This window comes from Pseudomonas fakonensis (genome assembly GCF_019139895.1).
Classification (GTDB): domain Bacteria; phylum Pseudomonadota; class Gammaproteobacteria; order Pseudomonadales; family Pseudomonadaceae; genus Aquipseudomonas; species Aquipseudomonas fakonensis.
On the sequence record NZ_CP077076.1, the window covers coordinates 421,079 to 439,456 of the forward strand.

Consider the following 18,378-nt stretch of genomic DNA (forward strand, 5'->3'; position numbering starts at 1 on the left):
CGCTCCCACGCCGGATTCAGGTTCGGCGTGGGAGCGGGCTTGCCCCGCGATGGTTTTGCAGCCCCTGTTTTTTTAAGTGCGGAAACGGGCCACCAGGCCATTGAGGTCCACTGCCAGGCGCGAAAGCTCGGCACTCGCCGCGCTGGTCTGGTGCGCCCCGGTGGCGCTCTGCACCGACAGGTCGTTGATGTTCACCAGGTTGCGGTCCACCTCGCGGGCCACCTGGGCCTGCTCTTCGGCGGCGCTGGCGATCACCAGGTTGCGCTCGTTGATCTGGCCCACGGCCGAGGCGATGGTGTCCAGCGCAAGGCCGGCGCCCTTGGCGATGTTCAGGGTCGATTCGGCGCGCTCGGTGCTGGTGCGCATCGAATCCACGGCCTGTTCGGTGCCGCCCTGGATGCTGCCGATCATCCGCTCGATTTCGCTGGTGGACTGCTGGGTGCGGTGCGCAAGCGCGCGCACTTCGTCGGCCACCACGGCAAAGCCACGGCCGGCCTCACCGGCACGGGCCGCTTCGATGGCGGCGTTGAGCGCCAGCAGGTTGGTCTGGTCAGCCAGGCCACGGATCACGTCCAGCACCTTGCCGATGTCGCGGGACTGCTCGGCCAGGTGGGTGATCAGCTTGGCGGTGGCTTGCACGTCGCCGCTCATGCGCTCGATGGCGCCGACGGTTTCCATCACCAGGTCGCGGCCATCGCCGGCCGAGCGGCTGGCTTCGCTGGAGGCTTCCGAGGTGCTCACCGCGTTGCGCGCCACTTCCTCGACCGCGCTGGTCATTTCGGTGACGGCGGTGGCGGCCTGTTCGATTTCGTTGTTCTGCTGCTGCAGGCCACGGGCGCTCTCGTCGGTGACGCTGTTCAGCTCCTCGGCGGCCGAGGCCAGCTGGGTGGCGGAACCGGCAATCAACTGCAGGGTGTCACGCAGCTTGTCTTGCATCTTGGCCATGGCCTGCAGCAGCCGCGCGGCTTCGTCGGTGCCTTCGGGGCGGATGGTGTGGGTGAGGTCGCCCTCGGCGATCTGCTCGGCGGCGTGCAGGGCTTCGTCGATGGGTTTGACGATGCTGCGGGTGAGCAGGAAGGCGAACAGCAAGGTCAGCACGGTGGCAGCCACCAGCAGGCCCACCACCAGGGCGAAGGTGCTGGCGTACTGGCTGGCGGCCTTGGCGTTGGTGTCGGCGGTCTGGTCGGTGTTGATCTTCACCAGCTGGTCCATGACCTTGTTGATCTGCTCGGAGTTGCTCAGCAGTTCGCTGTTGAGCAGGTCGCGCAACTCATCCACCTGGCCGGCCTGGCTCAGGCTGCGCATGCGCGACTCGAGCTGGCGGTATTGGCCGAGCAACATGCCGTACTGGTCGAAGGCGGCCTTTTCGTCGCCGGCGGCTATCAGCGGCTCGTAGGTGCGCCGGGCCTTGTCGATTTGTGCGTTGCGCTCTTCGAGCAGGCGCAGGGTGTCCTGCAGGGTGGCCGGCTCGCGGTTGAGCAGCAGGCGGTAGGACAGGGTGCGCAGGCGCAGGTTGAGGGCAGTCAGCTCGTCGAGGGTCTTGATGCTGGGCACGCTGACCTGTTCGATGATCACGCCGGCCTGGCGGATGTTGCCCATCTGGATCAGCGAGAAGATACCCAGGCCAAGCATCAGCAGGCCGATCACGGAGAAGCCCAGCAGCGCGCGCGGGGCGATGTTCATGTTGCGTAAGGACATGGAGGGGATACCCAGGCAGTAAGGGGGGGCCGCGTCCTTGCGACAAAATGGGACCTGCCTGCGTATCGGTCGTGACTGGCCAGTCTTGATAGTGGCGGCATGAAATTTGTGAGCCTGCTAACGATTTACCGGACAGGCGGTTGCAAAATGTCGGAACAAGCAGGGCGATCCTGGGTCAACCAAGCCAGTAAAAACCTTATGAATCCGATATTTAATGGCGGGGGCGCAGGTTTTTCCTTATCGTGTGCGCCCTTTGCAACAACCGAGACAAACCCCATGCTGGAAACCTCCCTGAATCAACTCGAGCAACTGGTCAGCGACCTGATGCAGAAGAACGCGCAACTGGCTGAGCAGAACGCCGGCCTTGGCGAGCAACTGGCCCAGGCCAAGGAAGAAAACGAAACCCTGCAGCTGTCGCTGATGGAGCAGGAAGAGAAGCACGGCGCCACCGCCGCGCGTATCCAGGCACTGGTCGACCGCGCCAGCGCAGGTGTGGCCAGCGCATGAAGCTGCACGCCCAGCCAATCAACGTCGTGTCGATTCTGGGCAACGACTATTCGCTCAAGGCGCCCGAAGGCCAGGAAGAAACCCTGTCGCAGGCGGTGCGCATGCTCAACGCTGCGCTGGCCGAGACCAAACGCAGCTACCCGACCCTGATCGGCGACAAGCTGCTGGTGCTGGCCGCGCTGAACCTGTGTTCCAAGCAGATAGAACTGCAGCGCGAACACGCCCAGACCCTGGAGCGCACCCAGGCGCAGATCGACGCCACCGTGGATGCCATCAGCCGCACCATCGGCGACCAATAAAAAGAATCTTTCCCCATCGTGGGAGCGGGCTTGCCCCGCGATTGCGTTTTCACTGACGAACGCAATCGCGGGGCAAGCCCGCTCCCACGATGGGTGTCGCGTCTATTGTTCTGGATCTATGGCTAGATCGGATACTTAAGTGTATACACTTCTCGCAAAACAATAATTTGCGGGGAGCACACACATGGGCATCTGGCGGCGCAGTATCCAGTGGCAACTGATCGCGAGCATGGGCGCGGCGCTGTTGGCGAGCATCCTGGTGGTGGTGGCGATCTACACCGTGGCGGTCAACCGCCTGACCGAACGCTACCTAGTCGACACCGCTTTGCCGGCCAGCGTCGAAGCGATCCGCAACGACATCGAACGCATGCTCGGCCAGCCGCTGGTGGCGGCGGCGGACATTGCCGGCAACACCCTGCTGCGCGACTGGCTGGCCGCCGGTGAAGCCCCGGCCAGCCTCGCGCCCTTCATCGAATACCTGGACGCCGCCAAGCAGCGCAACCACGCCTTCACCGCGCTGTTCGCCGCCACTGGCAGCGGCAACTACTACAACGAGAAGGGCCTGGACCGCACCCTCAACCGCGCCAACCCCAAGGACAAGTGGTTCTACGGCTACATCGACAGCGGTGCCGAGCGCTTCGTCAACATCGACATCGACGGCGCCACCGGCGAACTGGCGCTGTTCATCGACTACCGCATAGAAAAAGCCGGGCAACTGGTGGGCGTGGCCGGCATGGGCCTGCGCATGACCGAGCTGTCGAAGCTGATTCACGATTTCAGCTTTGGCGAGCACGGCAAGGTGTTTCTGGTGCGCAACGACGGCCTGATCCAGGTGCACCCCGACCAGCAGTTCAGCGGCAAGCGCCCGCTGGCCGAGCAGCTCGACCCCCAGGCCGCCAAGGCCATGCTCAGCGGTGCTGATGGCCTGCGCAGCACCCGCTTCAGCCGCGACGGCGAAAGCTATCTGGCCCTGGGTTTGCCCCTGCGCGACCTGAACTGGACGCTGGTGGCCGAGGTGCCCGAAGCCGAGATCTACGCGCAGATGCACGAGGCGGTCTGGCTGACCACCCTGATTGGTGGCGGCGTGGCGCTGGTTTCGTTGTTGCTGGTGGTGCTGCTGGCCCGCGGCCTGGTGCGGCCGATTCGCCAGGTGACCGCCGCGCTGGTGCAGATCGGCAGTGGCGCCGGTGACCTCAGCCACCGCCTGGATGATTCGCGCAAGGACGAGTTGGGTGACCTGGCCCGGGGCTTCAACCGCTTCCTCGACAGCCAGCGGGCGCTGATCAAGGATGTGCTGGGCACCACCGAGCGCCTGCACCGCTCGGTGGAGCAAGTGGCGCTGGTGGTGGACAACACCGCCGAGCGCTCGGGCCGCCAGCAGGAAATGACTGAAATGGTCGCCACGGCCGTGCACGAGATGGGCCTGACCGTGCAGGAGATCGCGCGTAACGCCGGCAGCGCCGCCGAAGCCTCGCAGTCGGCGCGGGACGAGGCCTTGCAGGCGCGCAATGTGGTGCGCCAGTCGGTGCAGCATATCGAAGGCATGTCGGGCGAGATTGGCCGGGCGGCCGATGCGGTCACGCAACTGGCCGAGGAAGTGGCCTCGATCGACGAAGTTCTTGCTGTCATCCGCAGTGTTTCCGAGCAGACCAACCTGCTGGCGCTGAACGCTGCCATCGAGGCGGCGCGGGCCGGGGAGATGGGCCGTGGCTTTGCCGTGGTGGCCGATGAGGTGCGCACCCTGGCGCGGCGCACCCAGGTGTCCACCGACGAGGTGCAGCAGATGATCCAGCGCCTCAAGCACGGCGCCGGCACGGCTGTCAGTTCAATGCAGGCCGGGCAGCAGGCCACCGGCGGCGGTGTGCAGGCCAGCCAGCACACCGGGGCTTCGCTGGGGGCGATCACTGACCAGGTGGAGCGCATCAGCGACATGAACCACCAGGTGGCCACGGCCACCGAGGAGCAGTCGGCGGTGACCGAGGAGATCAACCGCAACGTGCAGGGCATCTCGGACCTGGCGCGGCAGACCGCGGTGGAAGTGCAGGGGTGCCGGGAGGAGTGCCATGCGCTGCGCGGGCTGGCTGACGACCTGGCGCGGCAGATGGGTGGGTTCAGGCTTTAATCGGTGGTGGATTCTTCGCGGGTAAACCCGCTCCCACAGGTACGGCGCTGGAGCCGTGTTTTGCACAGTCCTGTGGGAGCGGGTTTACCCGCGAATGCGTCCGGTCAGGCGCCGACGATCGCGCGGATATCCGCCGCCAGTTCTCGCACCCGCGCTTCTTCGGTATCCCAAGAGCACATGAACCGCGCACCGCCGCTACCAATGAAGGTATAGAAGCGCCAGCCCTTGTTGCGCAGCGCCTCGATGGCGTGTTCGGGCATTTGCAGGAACACCCCGTTGGCCTCCACCGGGAACATCAGCTCGACGCCCGGCAGGCCGCTCACCAGTGACGCCAGCAACTGCGCGCAATGGTTGGCGTGGTTGCCGTGGCGCAGCCAGGCGCCGTCTTCCAGCAGGCCCACCCAGGGCGCCGACAAGAAGCGCATTTTCGATGCCAGTTGCCCGGCCTGCTTGCAGCGGTAGTCGAAGTCTTCGGCCAAAGCGCGATTGAAGAACAGGATTGCCTCGCCCACCGCCATGCCGTTCTTGGTGCCGCCAAAACACAGCACGTCTACGCCTGCCTTCCAGGTCAGCTCAGCCGGCGAGCAACCGAGGAACGCGCAGGCATTGGTGAAGCGCGCGCCGTCCATGTGCAGGTTCAGGCCCAGCTCCTTGCAGGTGGCGCTGATCGCCTTGAGCTCGTCGGGGCGGTACACGGTGCCCACTTCGGTGGCCTGGGTGATGGTCACCACCCGCGGCTTGGGGTAGTGGATGTCCTGGCGCTTGAGCGCCACTTCGCGGATCGATTCGGGGGTCAGCTTGCCGTTGACGCTGGCGGCGGTGAGCAGTTTGGAGCCGTTGGAGAAGAACTCCGGCGCGCCGCATTCGTCGGTCTCGACGTGGGCGGTCTCCGAGCAGATCACGCTGTGGTAGCTCTGGCACAGCGAGGCCAGGGCCAGAGAGTTGGCGGCGGTGCCGTTGAAGGCGAAGAACACCTCGCAGTCGGTTTCGAACAAGTTGCGAAAGTATTCGGCGGCGCGCTCGGTCCACTGGTCGTCGCCGTAGGCGCGCTCGTGGCCCTGGTTGGCCTTTTGCATCGCCACCCAGGCTTCGGGGCAGATGCCGGAATAGTTGTCGCTGGCGAATTGCTGGTTGTTGTTGGTCATGACGCCTGTCCTTTTTACGACGCAGTAAAGCACTCTAAACCATTGATTCAATGGTTGCCTATACAACCTTTCCGATTGCATCGCAGCCCCCTGTAAGCGCCGGCTTGCCGGCGATTTGGCCTGCCCGCAGAAAGCGGCTGGTGCGTCTGACGCCATCGCCGGCAAGCCGGCTCCCACGGGGTTGTGCGGCGCATGTTCGGCCAATGTCGTAAACGCGCCATTGCAAGGCGCGCGCAGGCATCTGTGCCCCCCGGCCCAGTCATAACATCGCCGCAAAGGGTGACAAGTCCCTATCCAACAAGAACTGATCGCTGCCGGGAGAAACAAGATGTTCAGCAAGCAAGACCAGATCCAGGGTTATGACGACGCACTGCTGGCGGCGATGAATGCCGAGGAACAGCGCCAGGAAGATCACATCGAGCTGATCGCCTCGGAAAACTACACCAGCAAGCGCGTGATGCAGGCCCAAGGCAGCGGCCTGACCAACAAATACGCCGAAGGCTACCCGGGCAAGCGCTACTACGGTGGCTGCGAGCACGTCGACAAGGTCGAGGCGCTGGCCATCGAGCGCGCCAAGCAGCTGTTCGGTGCCGACTACGCCAACGTGCAGCCGCACTCCGGCTCTTCGGCCAACAGCGCCGTGTACCTGGCCCTGCTGCAGGCCGGCGACACCATTTTGGGCATGAGCCTGGCCCACGGCGGCCACCTGACCCACGGCGCCAAGGTGTCGTCCTCGGGCAAGCTGTACAACGCCGTTCAATACGGGATCAACACCGATACCGGCCTGATCGACTACGATGAAGTCGAGCGCCTGGCCGTCGAGCACAAGCCGAAGATGATCGTCGCCGGCTTCTCGGCCTACTCGAAAACCCTCGACTTCCCACGCTTCCGAGCCATCGCCGACAAGGTCGGTGCGCTGCTGTTCGTCGACATGGCCCACGTCGCCGGCCTGGTGGCCGCTGGCCTGTACCCGAACCCGATCCCGTTCGCCGACGTGGTCACCACCACCACCCACAAGACCCTGCGTGGCCCGCGTGGTGGCCTGATCCTGGCCAAGAGCAACGAAGAGATCGAGAAAAAGCTCAACGCTGCCGTTTTCCCCGGCGCCCAGGGCGGCCCGTTGATGCACGTGATCGCCGCCAAGGCAGTGTGCTTCAAGGAAGCGCTGGAGCCAGGCTTCAAGGCCTATCAGAAGCAAGTCATCGAAAACGCCCAGGCCATGGCCCAGGTGTTCATCGACCGTGGCTATGACGTGGTGTCCGGCGGTACCGACAACCACCTGTTCCTGGTCAGCCTGATCCGCCAGGGCCTCACCGGCAAAGACGCCGACGCCGCCCTGGGCCGTGCCCACATCACCGTCAACAAGAACGCCGTGCCGAACGACCCGCAGTCGCCGTTCGTCACCTCGGGCCTGCGTATCGGCACCCCGGCCGTCACCACCCGCGGTTTCAAGGTGGCCCAGTGCGTCGCGCTGGCCGGCTGGATCTGCGATGTGCTGGACAACCTGGGTGATGCCGACGTCGAAGCCGATGTCGCCAAGAACGTCGCCGCGCTGTGCGCCGACTTCCCGGTCTACCGCTGAGTGGAGTAGAAAACCATGCAACGCTATTCGGGCTTCGGCCTCTTCAAACACTCCCTCAGCCACCACGAAAACTGGCAGCGCATGTGGCGCACGCCAACCCCTAAAAAGGTCTACGACGTGGTCATCGTCGGCGGTGGCGGGCATGGCCTGGCCACGGCCTACTACCTGGCCAAAGAGCACGGCATCACCAACGTTGCGGTAATCGAAAAAGGCTACCTGGGCGGCGGCAACACCGCCCGTAACACCACCATCGTGCGTTCCAACTACCTGTGGGACGAGTCGGCGCAGCTGTACGAGCACGCCATGAAGCTGTGGGAAGGGCTGTCGCAGGATATCAACTACAACGTGATGTTCTCCCAGCGCGGCGTCTACAACCTGTGCCACACCCTGCAGGACATTCGCGATTCGGAGCGCCGGGTCAGCGCCAACCGCCTCAACGGCGTCGATGGCGAGCTGCTCGACACCGCCCAGGTGGCGGCCGAAATCCCCTACCTGGACTGCTCGAAGAACACCCGCTACCCGATTCTGGGTGCCACCGTGCAGCGCCGTGGCGGCGTGGCCCGCCACGATGCCGTGGCCTGGGGCTATGCCCGCGCCGCCGATGCCCTGGGCGTGGACCTGATCCAGCAGACCGAGGTGATTGGCTTCCGTAAAGAAAACGGCGCCGTGATTGGTGTGGAAACCAACAAGGGCTTCATCGGCGCCAAGCGCGTCGGCGTGGTCACCGCCGGTAACTCCGGGCACATGGCCAAGCTTGCGGGCTTTCGCCTGCCGCTGGAATCGCACCCGCTGCAAGCGCTGGTGTCGGAGCCGATCAAGCCGATCATCGACTCGGTGATCATGTCCAACGCCGTGCACGGCTACATCAGCCAGTCCGACAAGGGCGACCTGGTGATCGGCGCCGGTATCGACGGCTGGGTCGGCTACGGCCAGCGCGGTTCGTACCCGGTGATCGAGCACACCCTGCAGGCCATCGTCGAGATGTTCCCGAACCTGTCGCGGGTACGCATGAACCGCCAGTGGGGCGGCATCGTCGACACCACCCCCGACGCCTGCCCGATCATCTCCAAGACCCCGGTCAAGAACATGTTCTTCAACTGCGGTTGGGGCACCGGCGGCTTCAAGGCCACCCCGGGCTCGGGCAACGTCTTTGCGGCAAGCCTGGCCAAGGGCGAGATGCACCCGCTGGCCGCGCCATTCTCCATCGACCGTTTCTACAACGGTGCGCTGATCGACGAACACGGCGCTGCTGCCGTCGCCCACTGACCCGGAGACAACCGTCATGTTGCAAATCTTCTGTCCCCACTGCGGCGAGCTGCGCTCCGAAGAAGAATTCCACGCTTCGGGCCAGGCCCACATCGCCCGCCCGCTGGACCCGGCCGCCTGCTCCGACGAGGAGTGGGGCACCTACATGTTCTTCCGTGACAACCCGCGTGGCATCCACCACGAGCTGTGGGACCACGTTGCCGGCTGCCGCCAGTACTTCAACGTCACCCGCGACACCGTGACCTACGAAATTCTGGAAACCTACAAGATCGGCGAGAAGCCTCAAGTCACTGCTGCCGGCAAGCAAAGCGCGGCATCCGCGACCGCCAAGGGCCAAGGGGAAAAAGTATGAGCCAGACCTATCGCCTCGCCAGCGGCGGCCGTATCGACCGCAGCAAGGTGCTGAACTTCACCTTCAACGGCAAGACCTACCAGGGCTACGCCGGCGACAGCCTGGCCGCCGCGCTGCTGGCCAACGGCGTCGACATCGTTGGCCGTAGCTTCAAGTACTCGCGTCCGCGCGGCATCATCGCCGCAGGCACCGAAGAGCCGAACGCCATCCTGCAGATCGGCTCCAGCGAAGCCACCCAGATCCCCAACGTGCGCGCCACGCAACAAGCGCTGTACGCGGGGCTTGTAGCCACCAGCACCAACGGCTGGCCGAACGTCAACAACGACGTCATGGGCATCCTCGGCAAGGTGGGCGGCAGCATGATGCCGCCGGGCTTCTACTACAAAACCTTCATGTACCCCAAATCGTTCTGGATGACCTACGAGAAGTACATCCGCAAGGCCGCCGGCCTTGGCCGCGCGCCGCTGCAGAACGACCCGGACAGCTACGACTACATGAACCAGCACTGCGACGTGCTGATTGTCGGCGCAGGCCCTGCAGGCCTGGCTGCTGCACTGGCCGCTGCACGCAGCGGTGCGCGGGTGATCCTGGCCGATGAACAGGAAGAGTTCGGCGGCAGCCTGCTCGACAGCCGCGAAACCCTCGACGGCAAGCCTGCCGCCGACTGGGTCAACGCCGTGGTCAAAGAGCTGGAAAGCCTGCCGGAAGTGACCCTGCTGCCACGGGCCACGGTCAACGGCTACCACGACCATAACTTCCTGACCATTCACGAGCGCCTCACCGACCACCTCGGCGACCGCGCCCCGATTGGCCAGGTACGCCACCGCGTGCACCGCGTGCGCGCCAAGCGTGTGGTGCTGGCAGCCGGTGCCCACGAGCGCCCGCTGGTGTACGGCAACAACGACGTGCCGGGCAACATGCTGGCCGGTGCTGTGTCCACTTACGTGCGCCGCTATGGCGTGGCCCCGGGCCGCAAGCTGGTGCTGTCGACCAACAACGACCACGCCTACCGCGCAGCGCTGGACTGGCACGACGCCGGCCTGCAAGTGGTGGCCATCGCCGACGCCCGCCACAACCCGCGCGGTTCGCTGGTTGAAGAAGCGCGTGCCAAGGGCATTCGCATTCTCACCTCCAGCGCCGTGGTCGAGGCCAAGGGCAGCAAGCACGTCACCGGTGCCCGCGTGGCCGCCATCGATGTGCAGGCGCACAAGGTCACCAGCCCAGGCGAAACCCTCGATTGCGACCTGATCGCCACTTCCGGCGGCTACAGCCCGATCGTCCACCTGGCCTCGCACCTGGGCGGCCGCCCGGTATGGCGTGACGATATTCTCGGCTTCGTGCCGGGCGATGCCCCGCAAAAACGCGAATGCGTGGGTGGCATCAACGGCGTGTACGCCCTGGGCGACGTGATTGCCGATGGCTTTGAAGGCGGCGCCCGCGCAGCCACCGAAGCCGGCTTCAAGGCCAGCGCCGGTACCCTGCCAAAAACCGTGGCGCGCAAGGAAGAGGCCACCGTGGCGCTGTTCCAGGTGCCGCACGACAAGGGCACCAAGGGGCCCAAGCAGTTCGTCGACCAACAGAACGACGTGACCGCTGCCGGCATCGAGCTGGCCACCCGCGAAGGCTTCGAGTCGGTCGAGCACGTCAAGCGCTACACCGCGCTGGGCTTCGGTACCGACCAGGGCAAGCTGGGCAACATCAACGGCCTGGCCATCGCCGCCCGTTCGATCGGCATCAGCATCCCGGAAATGGGCACCACCATGTTCCGCCCCAACTACACGCCGGTGACCTTCGGCGCGGTAGCGGGCCGCCACTGTGGCCACCTGTTCGAGCCGGTGCGCTTCACCGCCCTGCATGCCTGGCACGTGAAGAACGGCGCCGAGTTCGAGGACGTCGGCCAGTGGAAGCGCCCGTGGTACTTCCCAAAACCTGGCGAAGACATCCACACCGCCGTGGCCCGCGAATGCAAGGCCGTGCGTGACAGCGTGGGCCTGCTGGACGCCTCCACGCTCGGCAAGATCGACATCCAGGGCCCGGATGCCCGCGAGTTCCTCAACCGCGTGTACACCAACGCCTGGACCAAGCTCGACGTGGGCAAGGCCCGCTATGGCCTGATGTGCAAAGAAGACGGCATGGTCTTCGACGACGGCGTGACCGCCTGCGTTGGCGACAACCACTTCATCATGACCACCACCACCGGCGGCGCCGCCCGCGTGCTGCAGTGGCTGGAGCTGTACCACCAGACCGAATGGCCGGACATGAAGGTGTTCTTCACCTCGGTGACCGACCACTGGGCCACCATGACCCTGTCCGGCCCCAACAGCCGCAAGCTGCTCAGCGAGCTGACCGACATCGACATGGACAAGGAAGCCTTCCCGTTCATGACCTGGAAGGAAGGCAACGTCGGCGGCGTGCCGGCCCGCGTCTTCCGTATCTCGTTCACCGGCGAGCTGTCGTACGAAGTCAACGTGCAGGCCAACTACGCCATGGGCGTGCTCGAGCAGATCATCGAGGCCGGCAAGAAGTACAACCTGACCCCGTACGGCACCGAGACCATGCACGTGCTGCGCGCCGAGAAGGGCTTCATCATCGTCGGCCAGGACACCGACGGTTCGATGAACCCGGACGACCTCAACATGAGCTGGTGCGTGGGCCGCAACAAGCCGTACTCGTGGATCGGCCTGCGTGGCATGAACCGCGAAGACTGCCTGCGCGAAGACCGCAAGCAACTGGTGGGCCTCAAGCCTGTGGACCCGACCAAGTGGCTGCCCGAAGGCGCCCAGCTGGTGTTCGACCCCAAGCAGCCGATCCCGATGGACATGGTCGGCCACGTCACCTCCAGCTACGCGGCCAACTCCCTGGGCTATTCGTTCGCGATGGGCGTGGTAAAGGGCGGCCTCAAGCGCATGGGCGAGCGGGTGTATTCGCCGCAGGCCGATGGCAGCGTGATCGAGGCAGAAATCGTGTCTTCGGTGTTCTTCGATCCGAAGGGTGAGCGGCAGAACGTTTGATCCGGGGAGCTTGTAGGGGCAGGCCCGGCCTCATCGCCGGCAAGCCGGCTCCTACAGGCTCGGCGCGGTCCTTCACATCGCTGCGTCGTATCGACGAACAAGAATTCAAGGCAGGTAAGAAATGAGCGCTATCAACGTCTTCCAGCAAAACCCCGGCGCCGATGCCAAGGCTCAGTCGCCACTGCACCACGCCGACCTGGGCAGCCTGGTCGGCAAGGGCCGCAAGAACGCAGGCGTGACCCTGCGCGAGAAGAAATTCCTCGGCCACCTGACCATTCGTGGCAATGGCCACGATGCGGCCTTTGCCGGTGCCGTGCACAAGGCCCTGGGCCTGGAGCTGCCGGTGGCCCTGACCGTGGTCGCCAACGGCGAGATGTCGCTGCAGTGGATGGGCCCGGACGAGTATCTGCTGATCGTGCCCGGCGGCCAGGAAGTGGAAGTGGAGAACAAACTGCGTGCCGCCCTCGACGGCCAGCACATCCAGGTGGTCAACGTCAGCGGCGGGCAAACCCTGCTGGAGCTGCGCGGCCCCAATGTGCGCGACGTGCTGATGAAATCCACCAGCTATGATGTTCACCCGAACAACTTCCCGGTGGGCAAGGCCGTCGGCACCGTGTTCGCCAAGTCGCAGCTGGTGATCCGCCGTACCGCCGAAGACACCTGGGAGCTGATGATCCGCCGCAGCTTCTCGGACTACTGGTGGCTATGGCTGCAGGACGCCTCGGCCGAGTACGGCCTGGCCATCGAAGCCTAAGGAGCGCACAGCATGAGTCGGGCACCGGACACCTGGATTCTCACTGCCGACTGCCCGAGCATGCTCGGCACCGTCGATGTGGTGACGCGTCACCTCTACGAACAGCGCTGCTACGTCACCGAGCACCACTCCTTCGATGACCGGCTGTCGGGGCGGTTTTTCATTCGTGTGGAGTTTCGCGCCCCTGACGGCTTCGACGAGGACGGCTTCAGGGCCGGCCTTGCCCAGCGCAGCGAAGCTTTCGGCATGGCCTTCGAGCTCACCGCCCCCAACCACCGCCCCAAGGTGGTGATCATGGTGTCCAAGGCCGACCACTGCCTGAACGACCTGCTGTACCGCCAGCGCATCGGCCAGCTGGGCATGGACGTGGTGGCGGTGGTGTCCAACCACCCCGACCTCGAGCCGCTGGCGCACTGGCACAAGATCCCGTACTACCACTTTGCCCTCGACCCCAACGACAAACCGGCGCAGGAGCGCAAGGTGTTGCAGGTGATCGAGCAGACCGGCGCGGAACTGGTGATTCTTGCCCGCTACATGCAGGTGCTGTCGCCCGAGCTGTGCCGCCAGCTCGATGGCCGGGCGATCAACATCCACCACTCGCTGCTGCCCGGGTTCAAGGGTGCCAAGCCGTACCACCAGGCCTACAACAAGGGCGTGAAGATGGTCGGTGCCACTGCGCACTACATCAACAACGACCTCGACGAAGGCCCGATCATCGCCCAGGGGGTGGAAGTGGTGGACCACAGCCATTACCCCGAGGATTTGATCGCCAAGGGGCGGGATATCGAATGCCTGACCCTGGCGCGGGCGGTGGGGTATCACATTGAACGGCGGGTGTTTTTGAACGCCAATCGCACTGTCGTACTCTGACATTGGGGCTGCTTTGCAGCCCTTTCGCGACACAAGGCCGCTCTACAGGGATCAATGTCCCCTGTAGGAGCGGCCTTGTGTCGCGAAAGGGGCGCGAAGCGGCCCCAGACCTTTGCGCCGCAAACAGGCATCCCTTTGTCGCAACCAGTCACTGCGACATCCCCCATCCGGCCCACAATTCCCCCATTCCAGTAACACATGCCGCCCATGGATGGCGGCAGGTTCAACCACCGCTGCATAAATACAAATCAAGCGAGGTAAGAGCATGTCTGGTAATCGTGGAGTGGTGTATCTCGGCGCAGGCAAGGTCGAGGTGCAGAAGATCGACTACCCCAAGATGCAGGACCCGCGCGGCAAGAAGATCGAGCACGGCGTCATCCTCAAGGTGGTGTCCACCAACATTTGCGGCTCTGACCAGCACATGGTCCGTGGCCGCACCACTGCCCAGGTCGGCCTGGTACTCGGCCATGAAATCACCGGTGAAATCGTCGAACTGGGCCGTGATGTCGAGCGCCTGAAAATCGGCGACCTGGTGTCGGTCCCCTTCAACGTCGCCTGCGGGCGCTGCCGCTCCTGCAAAGAAATGCACACCGGTGTGTGCTTGACCGTCAACCCGGCCCGCGCCGGTGGCGCCTACGGCTACGTCGACATGGGCGACTGGACCGGCGGCCAGGCCGAATACGTGCTGGTGCCGTACGCCGACTTCAACCTGCTGAAGCTGCCCGACCGCGACAAGGCCATGGAGAAAATCCGCGACCTGACCTGCCTGTCGGACATCCTGCCCACCGGTTACCACGGCGCCGTGACTGCCGGCGTTGGCCCGGGCAGCACCGTGTACGTAGCCGGCGCCGGCCCGGTCGGCCTGGCCGCTGCGGCCTCGGCCCGCCTGCTGGGCGCCGCCTGCGTGATTGTCGGCGACCTCAACCCGGCCCGCCTGGCCCACGCCAAGTCCCAGGGCTTCGAGGTGGTGGACCTGTCCAAGGACACCCCGCTGCACGAGCAGATCGTCGATATTCTCGGCGAGCCAGAAGTGGACTGCGCCGTTGACGCCGTTGGCTTCGAAGCCCGCGGCCACGGCCATGAAGGCGCCAAGCACGAGGCCCCGGCCACGGTGCTGAACTCGCTGATGCAGGTAACCCGCGTAGCCGGCAACATCGGCATCCCGGGCCTGTACGTGACCGAAGACCCGGGTGCGGTGGACGCCGCCGCCAAGATCGGCGCGCTGAGCATCCGCTTTGGCCTGGGCTGGGCCAAGTCGCACAGCTTCCACACCGGGCAAACCCCGACCATGAAGTACAACCGCCAGCTGATGCAGGCGATCATGTGGGACCGCATCAACATCGCCGAAGTGGTGGGCGTGCAGGTGATCAACCTCGACCAGGCGCCGGAAGGCTATGGCGAGTTCGATGCCGGGGTGCCGAAGAAGTTTGTGATTGACCCGCACAAGATGTGGGGCGCGGCGTGACGGATGTGAAGTGAACAGAGCCCCTCGAAATGAGGGGCTTTTTCATGGCTGTTTGGAGCCGAGCCGGGCGCCCGAGACGCCGCCAAAAGTGATCAGCTTATTTCCGAGACAGGGCGCTAGCAATCGGCTCAATATTCACGCACTTCTTGGATCATCTACGGATGGCATTCATTCTTGCGCCTGCTTGTTCCCAGAGATATTTTCCAAAGCGAATTTCACGTTCTGTTTTATATTCCAGTGATTTTACTGTATTGCGCAGTATCTCAGGTGCAGTGCCTGACTTATAACTAGACAGGGATCGGCGATAATAGGTCAGTGCATTTTGGTTACTTCTGAATTCTGCCAGTTGGGACTCTTGAATATGAATAAGGTCTGCGCGGTTACCTTTCGAACGCCATACATGCAAGACACGATCAGACTGCTTTTCGCCAGCGCGATCCAATACCTGTATTTCTCGCGGACGCTGCATGCCCGAGGTTGCAGGACGCGGTGCAGCATGCGATGCCTGTAACGGGAGCTCGCCTTTCACGACGCTCTCAAGGGATGTTGTCCGTTTTAGCGACGTGGGTTTCAACCAGCGACCCGCTGCGACAGTCGTGTGCCCTTTGATCTTCATGATCTGCCCATTGGGCAGGAAAACCCGCACGTGGCCGCTTGGATCCGAGTGGTTCACTGGGTCCCCCTCGCAATAGCAGTAGGCATTGATTCCGCCCTGTGCAAAAGGGCTCCAGCTGTCTGGCGAGTGAAAGCGGCCCAGGCGAGGGGAGTAGGCGCGGTATCCGTTACCCAACAAATAGCAGCCCGTCGCGGTTTGAAACCATTCACCGGTGAAGTTCAGAAGTGACAAGCCGAGGTGTGCCCCTGGGTCATATCCGTACGCCGTGAACCTGTGGTCCTCTTGCTCTTCTACACTTTGCTCGGATAGCACCGAGCCTTTGTCGTCGGTTGCAAGCAAGACGGTCGTTCTGCGAGTTGGCTGTTCAGCCAAGGGGATGTTTGCGCTGCGGAGTATGGCACGTTGTTGATTACCCTGGTTGACGGTGACCAGCTTGCCATTTTGGTAAAAGAATTGGGTGTTGGTTGTCTGCTTTTTCATCACACGCTCCCATTGGCTTTAAGAGGGATGGTTACTGCCACGCAATAGTTGGGTACGTGAAAGCCGCTGGCCACTGGCAAAAATGATAGGCCCGTGAAGCAGGTACACCGCTAGCCGTGGCGAAGTGGTGGGCGTGCAGGTGATCAACCTGGACCAGGCGCCAGAAGGCTATGGCGAGTTCGATGCCGGCGTGCCGAAGAAGTTTGTGATCGACCCGCACAAGATGTGGGGCGCGGCGTGACGGCTGTGAAGTGAAAAGAGCCCCTCGAAGCGAGGGGCTTTTTCATGGCTGCTTGAAGCTGTGCCGGGCCCCCTGTAGGAGCCGGCCGGCGATGAGGCCCGCCCAGGAAACTACTGGCCCGGCGGGTTACCCGTGTTATCCCCAGCCTGCGGTGCCGTACCTAACCCTTGTTGTCGGCTGTCAGCAGGCCTTCTCGCTCGTTCAATGGATGTGTAGCCAGCGAGTTATCGGCACTCCTGAAGAGGGAGTGAAGTGGTGCTGTTTATTAGAACTCCTGACTATCTCTCACACGGTAGCTGAGTGCTGCTACAGGCTCTAGAGATTCATAACTTGGTGGCGGGACCTCTGCGGTGGCATCCTTGTATGTAGGGGGGGGGTCGATTCTGTTATTTTGAATTCTGGTGAATTCATGCCTGGCTGAGGTGAGTTTCTCTTCGTTCCTCGAAATACGTTCATTCAGTGCCCTTTCCTTTGCCTGCCAAATGCTTCTTTTATCTAGGTTTCGCTTGACGCTGTCCCTGGCTTCGAGGTGATTTTGCCACGGCGTATTTCCATATTGATCTGGGCTGTTATTTGAAAGGGCTTCCGTTTTATAAAAATCCCTGTCAATTTTATATCTGTCTATCTTGTTGTTGTAGTGTTCTATTTTGTTGAGGTTTTTTTGTTGTGCGCGGTTTAGTTTTGAAAGTTTTGCGGTGTAGTGTTTTATTTTGTAATTAGGATTTCTGTTCAGCCAGGCGTGGCCTGAGGGATCGATTCTATTGACTGGGTCGCCACAGCAGTAGGCATAGGCATTCAAGCCACCTTTACCGAAAGGACTGAGGCTGTCAGCTGAGTGAAAACGCATCAGCTCAGGGTTGAATAGTCGGTAACCATTACCGAGCAAGTAGGCCGCTGCTAGCGCCTCCACGTGCTCGCCATTGAAACCGCAGTGGGTACGTTGGGAGGGCAAGGACGGATCATGCCCATAAGCTGAGTAACTATGGGCTTCCTCTTCATCGGCATCCCCTGACACTCTCAGTACAGAGCCATTCTGGTCGACCTCCAGCAGCCCTGTTTCCTGGCGCTCGCCGGTGGAGAGTGCGGCCAGCGGTATGTCGGTGCTGCGCAAGATAGTCCGGTGCAGCCTGCCTTGGTTGACGGTAACGAGCTTACCGCCCTGGTAGAAGAATTGGGTGGTGGTGGCTTGGCGCTTCATGTCGACCTCCTGTTTGCAGTCGGTGCTGCTCAATGGTGCTTCAACAGGATGCTGATCAGTATTGAGGGCCGAGGCTACTGGCAAAAATGCTAGGTATGCAGAAATGACCTACGCATTCCTAGCCTGCTTCCTACAGTTGCTTGAGGGGGAATGGAATTATCCTACGCAGTCTGTCGAAGCACGTCTGATTGTCCGGGGAAACACTGGCCACTAGGCTCTGCCGGTCGCTGAGGGTTCAGCGACCGGGTGTGGAAACCTGACAATCACGATATCCCGCTGTCATGGCGGTTGTACGCGGGAGGCCGCAAGGCCTACCGGGTTACTCGTGACCGGTTTCCACCCCGTGTACAACTGCCACCCTCTTGTGTGGAAACGGACGGTAGCAGTTCAACCTCTACGAGTGACTGCCATGAAAAAAATCGTCCCCGACCCACCCCATCAATTCGCCCTTCCCCCTGAAATCTCCCTCGCCCGTGCCCTCCAGGACGGCGTGGTGCCCATGGAGTACGTGCTGATGAATGTCTCCCACTACCTGATGTTCGCCTTCAGCGACAGCCACCGCGCGCTGGACCGTATCGAAGACGAGGAGACCCGCCAGTTGCTGATGCACGGCCTGCGGGCCATGCAGATCGCCTGGGGGCAGGCGGATGCCTTGGCCAGTGCGGTGGAGAACCGTAAGGTGCATTAGCCAGCGGTTATGTGGGAGATGCTTATCCTGCGATGGGGTTAGCAGGTTCAGTGATGTTGTTTACGCTGCCCCATCACAGGCAAG

At 63.0% G+C, this 18,378-nt stretch carries 15 protein-coding genes and 2 pseudogenes; 12 read left to right on the forward strand and 5 right to left on the reverse strand.

The window, feature by feature from the left end; genetic code table 11:
- Nucleotides 1–72: 72 nt before the first annotated feature.
- Together KSS94_RS27470 and KSS94_RS27475 are read right to left on the reverse strand one after the other, a co-directional pair.
- Nucleotides 73–945, reverse strand: coding sequence for a methyl-accepting chemotaxis protein (locus tag KSS94_RS27470; protein ID WP_369992088.1), 873 nt, complete (start codon nt 943–945; stop codon nt 73–75).
- Nucleotides 928–1,698 (reverse strand): annotated as a pseudogene (locus KSS94_RS27475) (MCP four helix bundle domain-containing protein); the annotation flags it as partial. The gene KSS94_RS27470 and the pseudogene KSS94_RS27475, both read right to left, overlap by 18 nt.
- 276 nt (nt 1,699–1,974) lie before the next feature.
- Here KSS94_RS27475 and KSS94_RS01820 point away from each other — a divergent pair.
- From KSS94_RS01820 to KSS94_RS01830, 3 genes are all read left to right on the forward strand, one after another.
- Nucleotides 1,975–2,205, forward strand: coding sequence for a hypothetical protein (locus KSS94_RS01820; protein WP_217841408.1), 231 nt, complete (start codon nt 1,975–1,977; stop codon nt 2,203–2,205).
- Nucleotides 2,202–2,504: a cell division protein ZapA gene (locus KSS94_RS01825; protein WP_217841409.1), complete on the forward strand. Its 303-nt coding sequence runs from the start codon at nt 2,202–2,204 to the stop codon at nt 2,502–2,504. Before KSS94_RS01820 ends, KSS94_RS01825 begins: the two co-directional genes overlap by 4 nt.
- A 184-nt stretch (nt 2,505–2,688) precedes the next feature.
- A complete protein-coding gene (locus KSS94_RS01830; RefSeq protein ID WP_217841410.1) occupies nt 2,689–4,626 on the forward strand; it encodes a methyl-accepting chemotaxis protein in 1,938 nt (645 codons plus the stop codon).
- A 104-nt stretch (nt 4,627–4,730) separates the two neighbouring features.
- Here the strand turns inward: KSS94_RS01830 and KSS94_RS01835 are convergent, their stop codons facing one another.
- The gene (locus KSS94_RS01835) at nt 4,731–5,771 is read right to left on the reverse strand and encodes a threonine aldolase family protein (protein WP_217841411.1); all 1,041 of its coding nucleotides are present in this window, start codon (nt 5,769–5,771) and stop codon (nt 4,731–4,733) included.
- 328 nt (nt 5,772–6,099) lie between these two features.
- Between KSS94_RS01835 and KSS94_RS01840 the strand changes: the two genes are divergently transcribed.
- The 7 genes from KSS94_RS01840 to fdhA all read left to right on the forward strand — a co-directional run bounded on the left by KSS94_RS01840 (nt 6,100) and on the right by fdhA (nt 15,071).
- The gene (locus tag KSS94_RS01840) at nt 6,100–7,353 is read left to right on the forward strand and encodes a serine hydroxymethyltransferase (RefSeq protein ID WP_217841412.1); all 1,254 of its coding nucleotides are present in this window, start codon (nt 6,100–6,102) and stop codon (nt 7,351–7,353) included.
- A 15-nt stretch (nt 7,354–7,368) separates the two neighbouring features.
- A complete protein-coding gene (locus tag KSS94_RS01845; protein WP_016393299.1) occupies nt 7,369–8,619 on the forward strand; it encodes a sarcosine oxidase subunit beta family protein in 1,251 nt (416 codons plus the stop codon).
- 16 nt (nt 8,620–8,635) lie between these two features.
- Nucleotides 8,636–8,971 carry a sarcosine oxidase subunit delta gene (locus KSS94_RS01850; RefSeq protein ID WP_217841413.1) on the forward strand — a complete coding sequence of 112 codons (336 nt, stop codon included), beginning with the start codon at nt 8,636–8,638 and terminating at the stop codon, nt 8,969–8,971.
- Nucleotides 8,968–11,982, forward strand: coding sequence for a sarcosine oxidase subunit alpha (locus tag KSS94_RS01855; protein ID WP_217841414.1), 3,015 nt, complete (start codon nt 8,968–8,970; stop codon nt 11,980–11,982). Before KSS94_RS01850 ends, KSS94_RS01855 begins: the two co-directional genes overlap by 4 nt.
- Before the next feature lie 121 nt (nt 11,983–12,103).
- The gene (locus KSS94_RS01860; protein WP_217841415.1) at nt 12,104–12,736 is read left to right on the forward strand and encodes a sarcosine oxidase subunit gamma; all 633 of its coding nucleotides are present in this window, start codon (nt 12,104–12,106) and stop codon (nt 12,734–12,736) included.
- Nucleotides 12,737–12,748: 12 nt separating this feature from the next.
- Entirely contained in the window at nt 12,749–13,606 is an 858-nt protein-coding gene (purU, locus tag KSS94_RS01865) for a formyltetrahydrofolate deformylase (protein ID WP_217841416.1), read from the forward strand.
- Nucleotides 13,607–13,871: 265 nt separating this feature from the next.
- Nucleotides 13,872–15,071, forward strand: a complete 1,200-nt coding sequence (fdhA, locus tag KSS94_RS01870; RefSeq protein WP_027917538.1) for a formaldehyde dehydrogenase, glutathione-independent — start codon at nt 13,872–13,874, stop codon at nt 15,069–15,071.
- Nucleotides 15,072–15,222: 151 nt separating this feature from the next.
- Here the strand turns inward: fdhA and KSS94_RS01875 are convergent, their stop codons facing one another.
- On the reverse strand, nt 15,223–16,167 hold the full coding sequence (locus tag KSS94_RS01875; protein WP_217841417.1) for an RHS repeat-associated core domain-containing protein: 945 nt from the start codon (nt 16,165–16,167) through the stop codon (nt 15,223–15,225).
- 121 nt (nt 16,168–16,288) lie between these two features.
- On the opposite strand from KSS94_RS01875, the pseudogene KSS94_RS27480 reads away from it, so the two are divergent.
- Nucleotides 16,289–16,408 (forward strand): annotated as a pseudogene (locus KSS94_RS27480) (formaldehyde dehydrogenase, glutathione-independent); the annotation flags it as partial.
- A gap of 265 nt (nt 16,409–16,673) precedes the next feature.
- Here KSS94_RS27480 and KSS94_RS01885 read toward each other — a convergent pair.
- Nucleotides 16,674–17,606 (reverse strand): RHS repeat-associated core domain-containing protein, encoded by a 933-nt coding sequence (locus KSS94_RS01885; RefSeq protein WP_217841418.1) that lies wholly within the window; start codon nt 17,604–17,606, stop codon nt 16,674–16,676.
- A gap of 409 nt (nt 17,607–18,015) precedes the next feature.
- Between KSS94_RS01885 and KSS94_RS01890 the strand changes: the two genes are divergently transcribed.
- Nucleotides 18,016–18,294: a hypothetical protein gene (locus tag KSS94_RS01890; protein WP_217841419.1), complete on the forward strand. Its 279-nt coding sequence runs from the start codon at nt 18,016–18,018 to the stop codon at nt 18,292–18,294.
- The last annotated feature ends 84 nt before the right edge of the window (nt 18,295–18,378 follow it).

Coding starts and splice junctions, on each gene's coding strand:
- KSS94_RS01890 (WP_217841419.1), top strand. CDS start 18,016: ATGAAAAAAATCGTCCCCGACCCACCCCATCAATTCGCCCTTCCCCCT.
- KSS94_RS01850 (WP_217841413.1), top strand. CDS start 8,636: ATGTTGCAAATCTTCTGTCCCCACTGCGGCGAGCTGCGCTCCGAAGAA.
- KSS94_RS01825 (WP_217841409.1), top strand. CDS start 2,202: ATGAAGCTGCACGCCCAGCCAATCAACGTCGTGTCGATTCTGGGCAAC.
- KSS94_RS01860 (WP_217841415.1), top strand. CDS start 12,104: ATGAGCGCTATCAACGTCTTCCAGCAAAACCCCGGCGCCGATGCCAAG.
- KSS94_RS01885 (WP_217841418.1), bottom strand. CDS start 17,606: ATGAAGCGCCAAGCCACCACCACCCAATTCTTCTACCAGGGCGGTAAG.
- KSS94_RS01840 (WP_217841412.1), top strand. CDS start 6,100: ATGTTCAGCAAGCAAGACCAGATCCAGGGTTATGACGACGCACTGCTG.
- fdhA (WP_027917538.1), top strand. CDS start 13,872: ATGTCTGGTAATCGTGGAGTGGTGTATCTCGGCGCAGGCAAGGTCGAG.
- purU (WP_217841416.1), top strand. CDS start 12,749: ATGAGTCGGGCACCGGACACCTGGATTCTCACTGCCGACTGCCCGAGC.
- KSS94_RS01875 (WP_217841417.1), bottom strand. CDS start 16,167: ATGAAAAAGCAGACAACCAACACCCAATTCTTTTACCAAAATGGCAAG.
- KSS94_RS01845 (WP_016393299.1), top strand. CDS start 7,369: ATGCAACGCTATTCGGGCTTCGGCCTCTTCAAACACTCCCTCAGCCAC.
- KSS94_RS27470 (WP_369992088.1), bottom strand. CDS start 945: ATGGCCAAGATGCAAGACAAGCTGCGTGACACCCTGCAGTTGATTGCC.
- KSS94_RS01835 (WP_217841411.1), bottom strand. CDS start 5,771: ATGACCAACAACAACCAGCAATTCGCCAGCGACAACTATTCCGGCATC.
- KSS94_RS01820 (WP_217841408.1), top strand. CDS start 1,975: ATGCTGGAAACCTCCCTGAATCAACTCGAGCAACTGGTCAGCGACCTG.
- KSS94_RS01855 (WP_217841414.1), top strand. CDS start 8,968: ATGAGCCAGACCTATCGCCTCGCCAGCGGCGGCCGTATCGACCGCAGC.
- KSS94_RS01830 (WP_217841410.1), top strand. CDS start 2,689: ATGGGCATCTGGCGGCGCAGTATCCAGTGGCAACTGATCGCGAGCATG.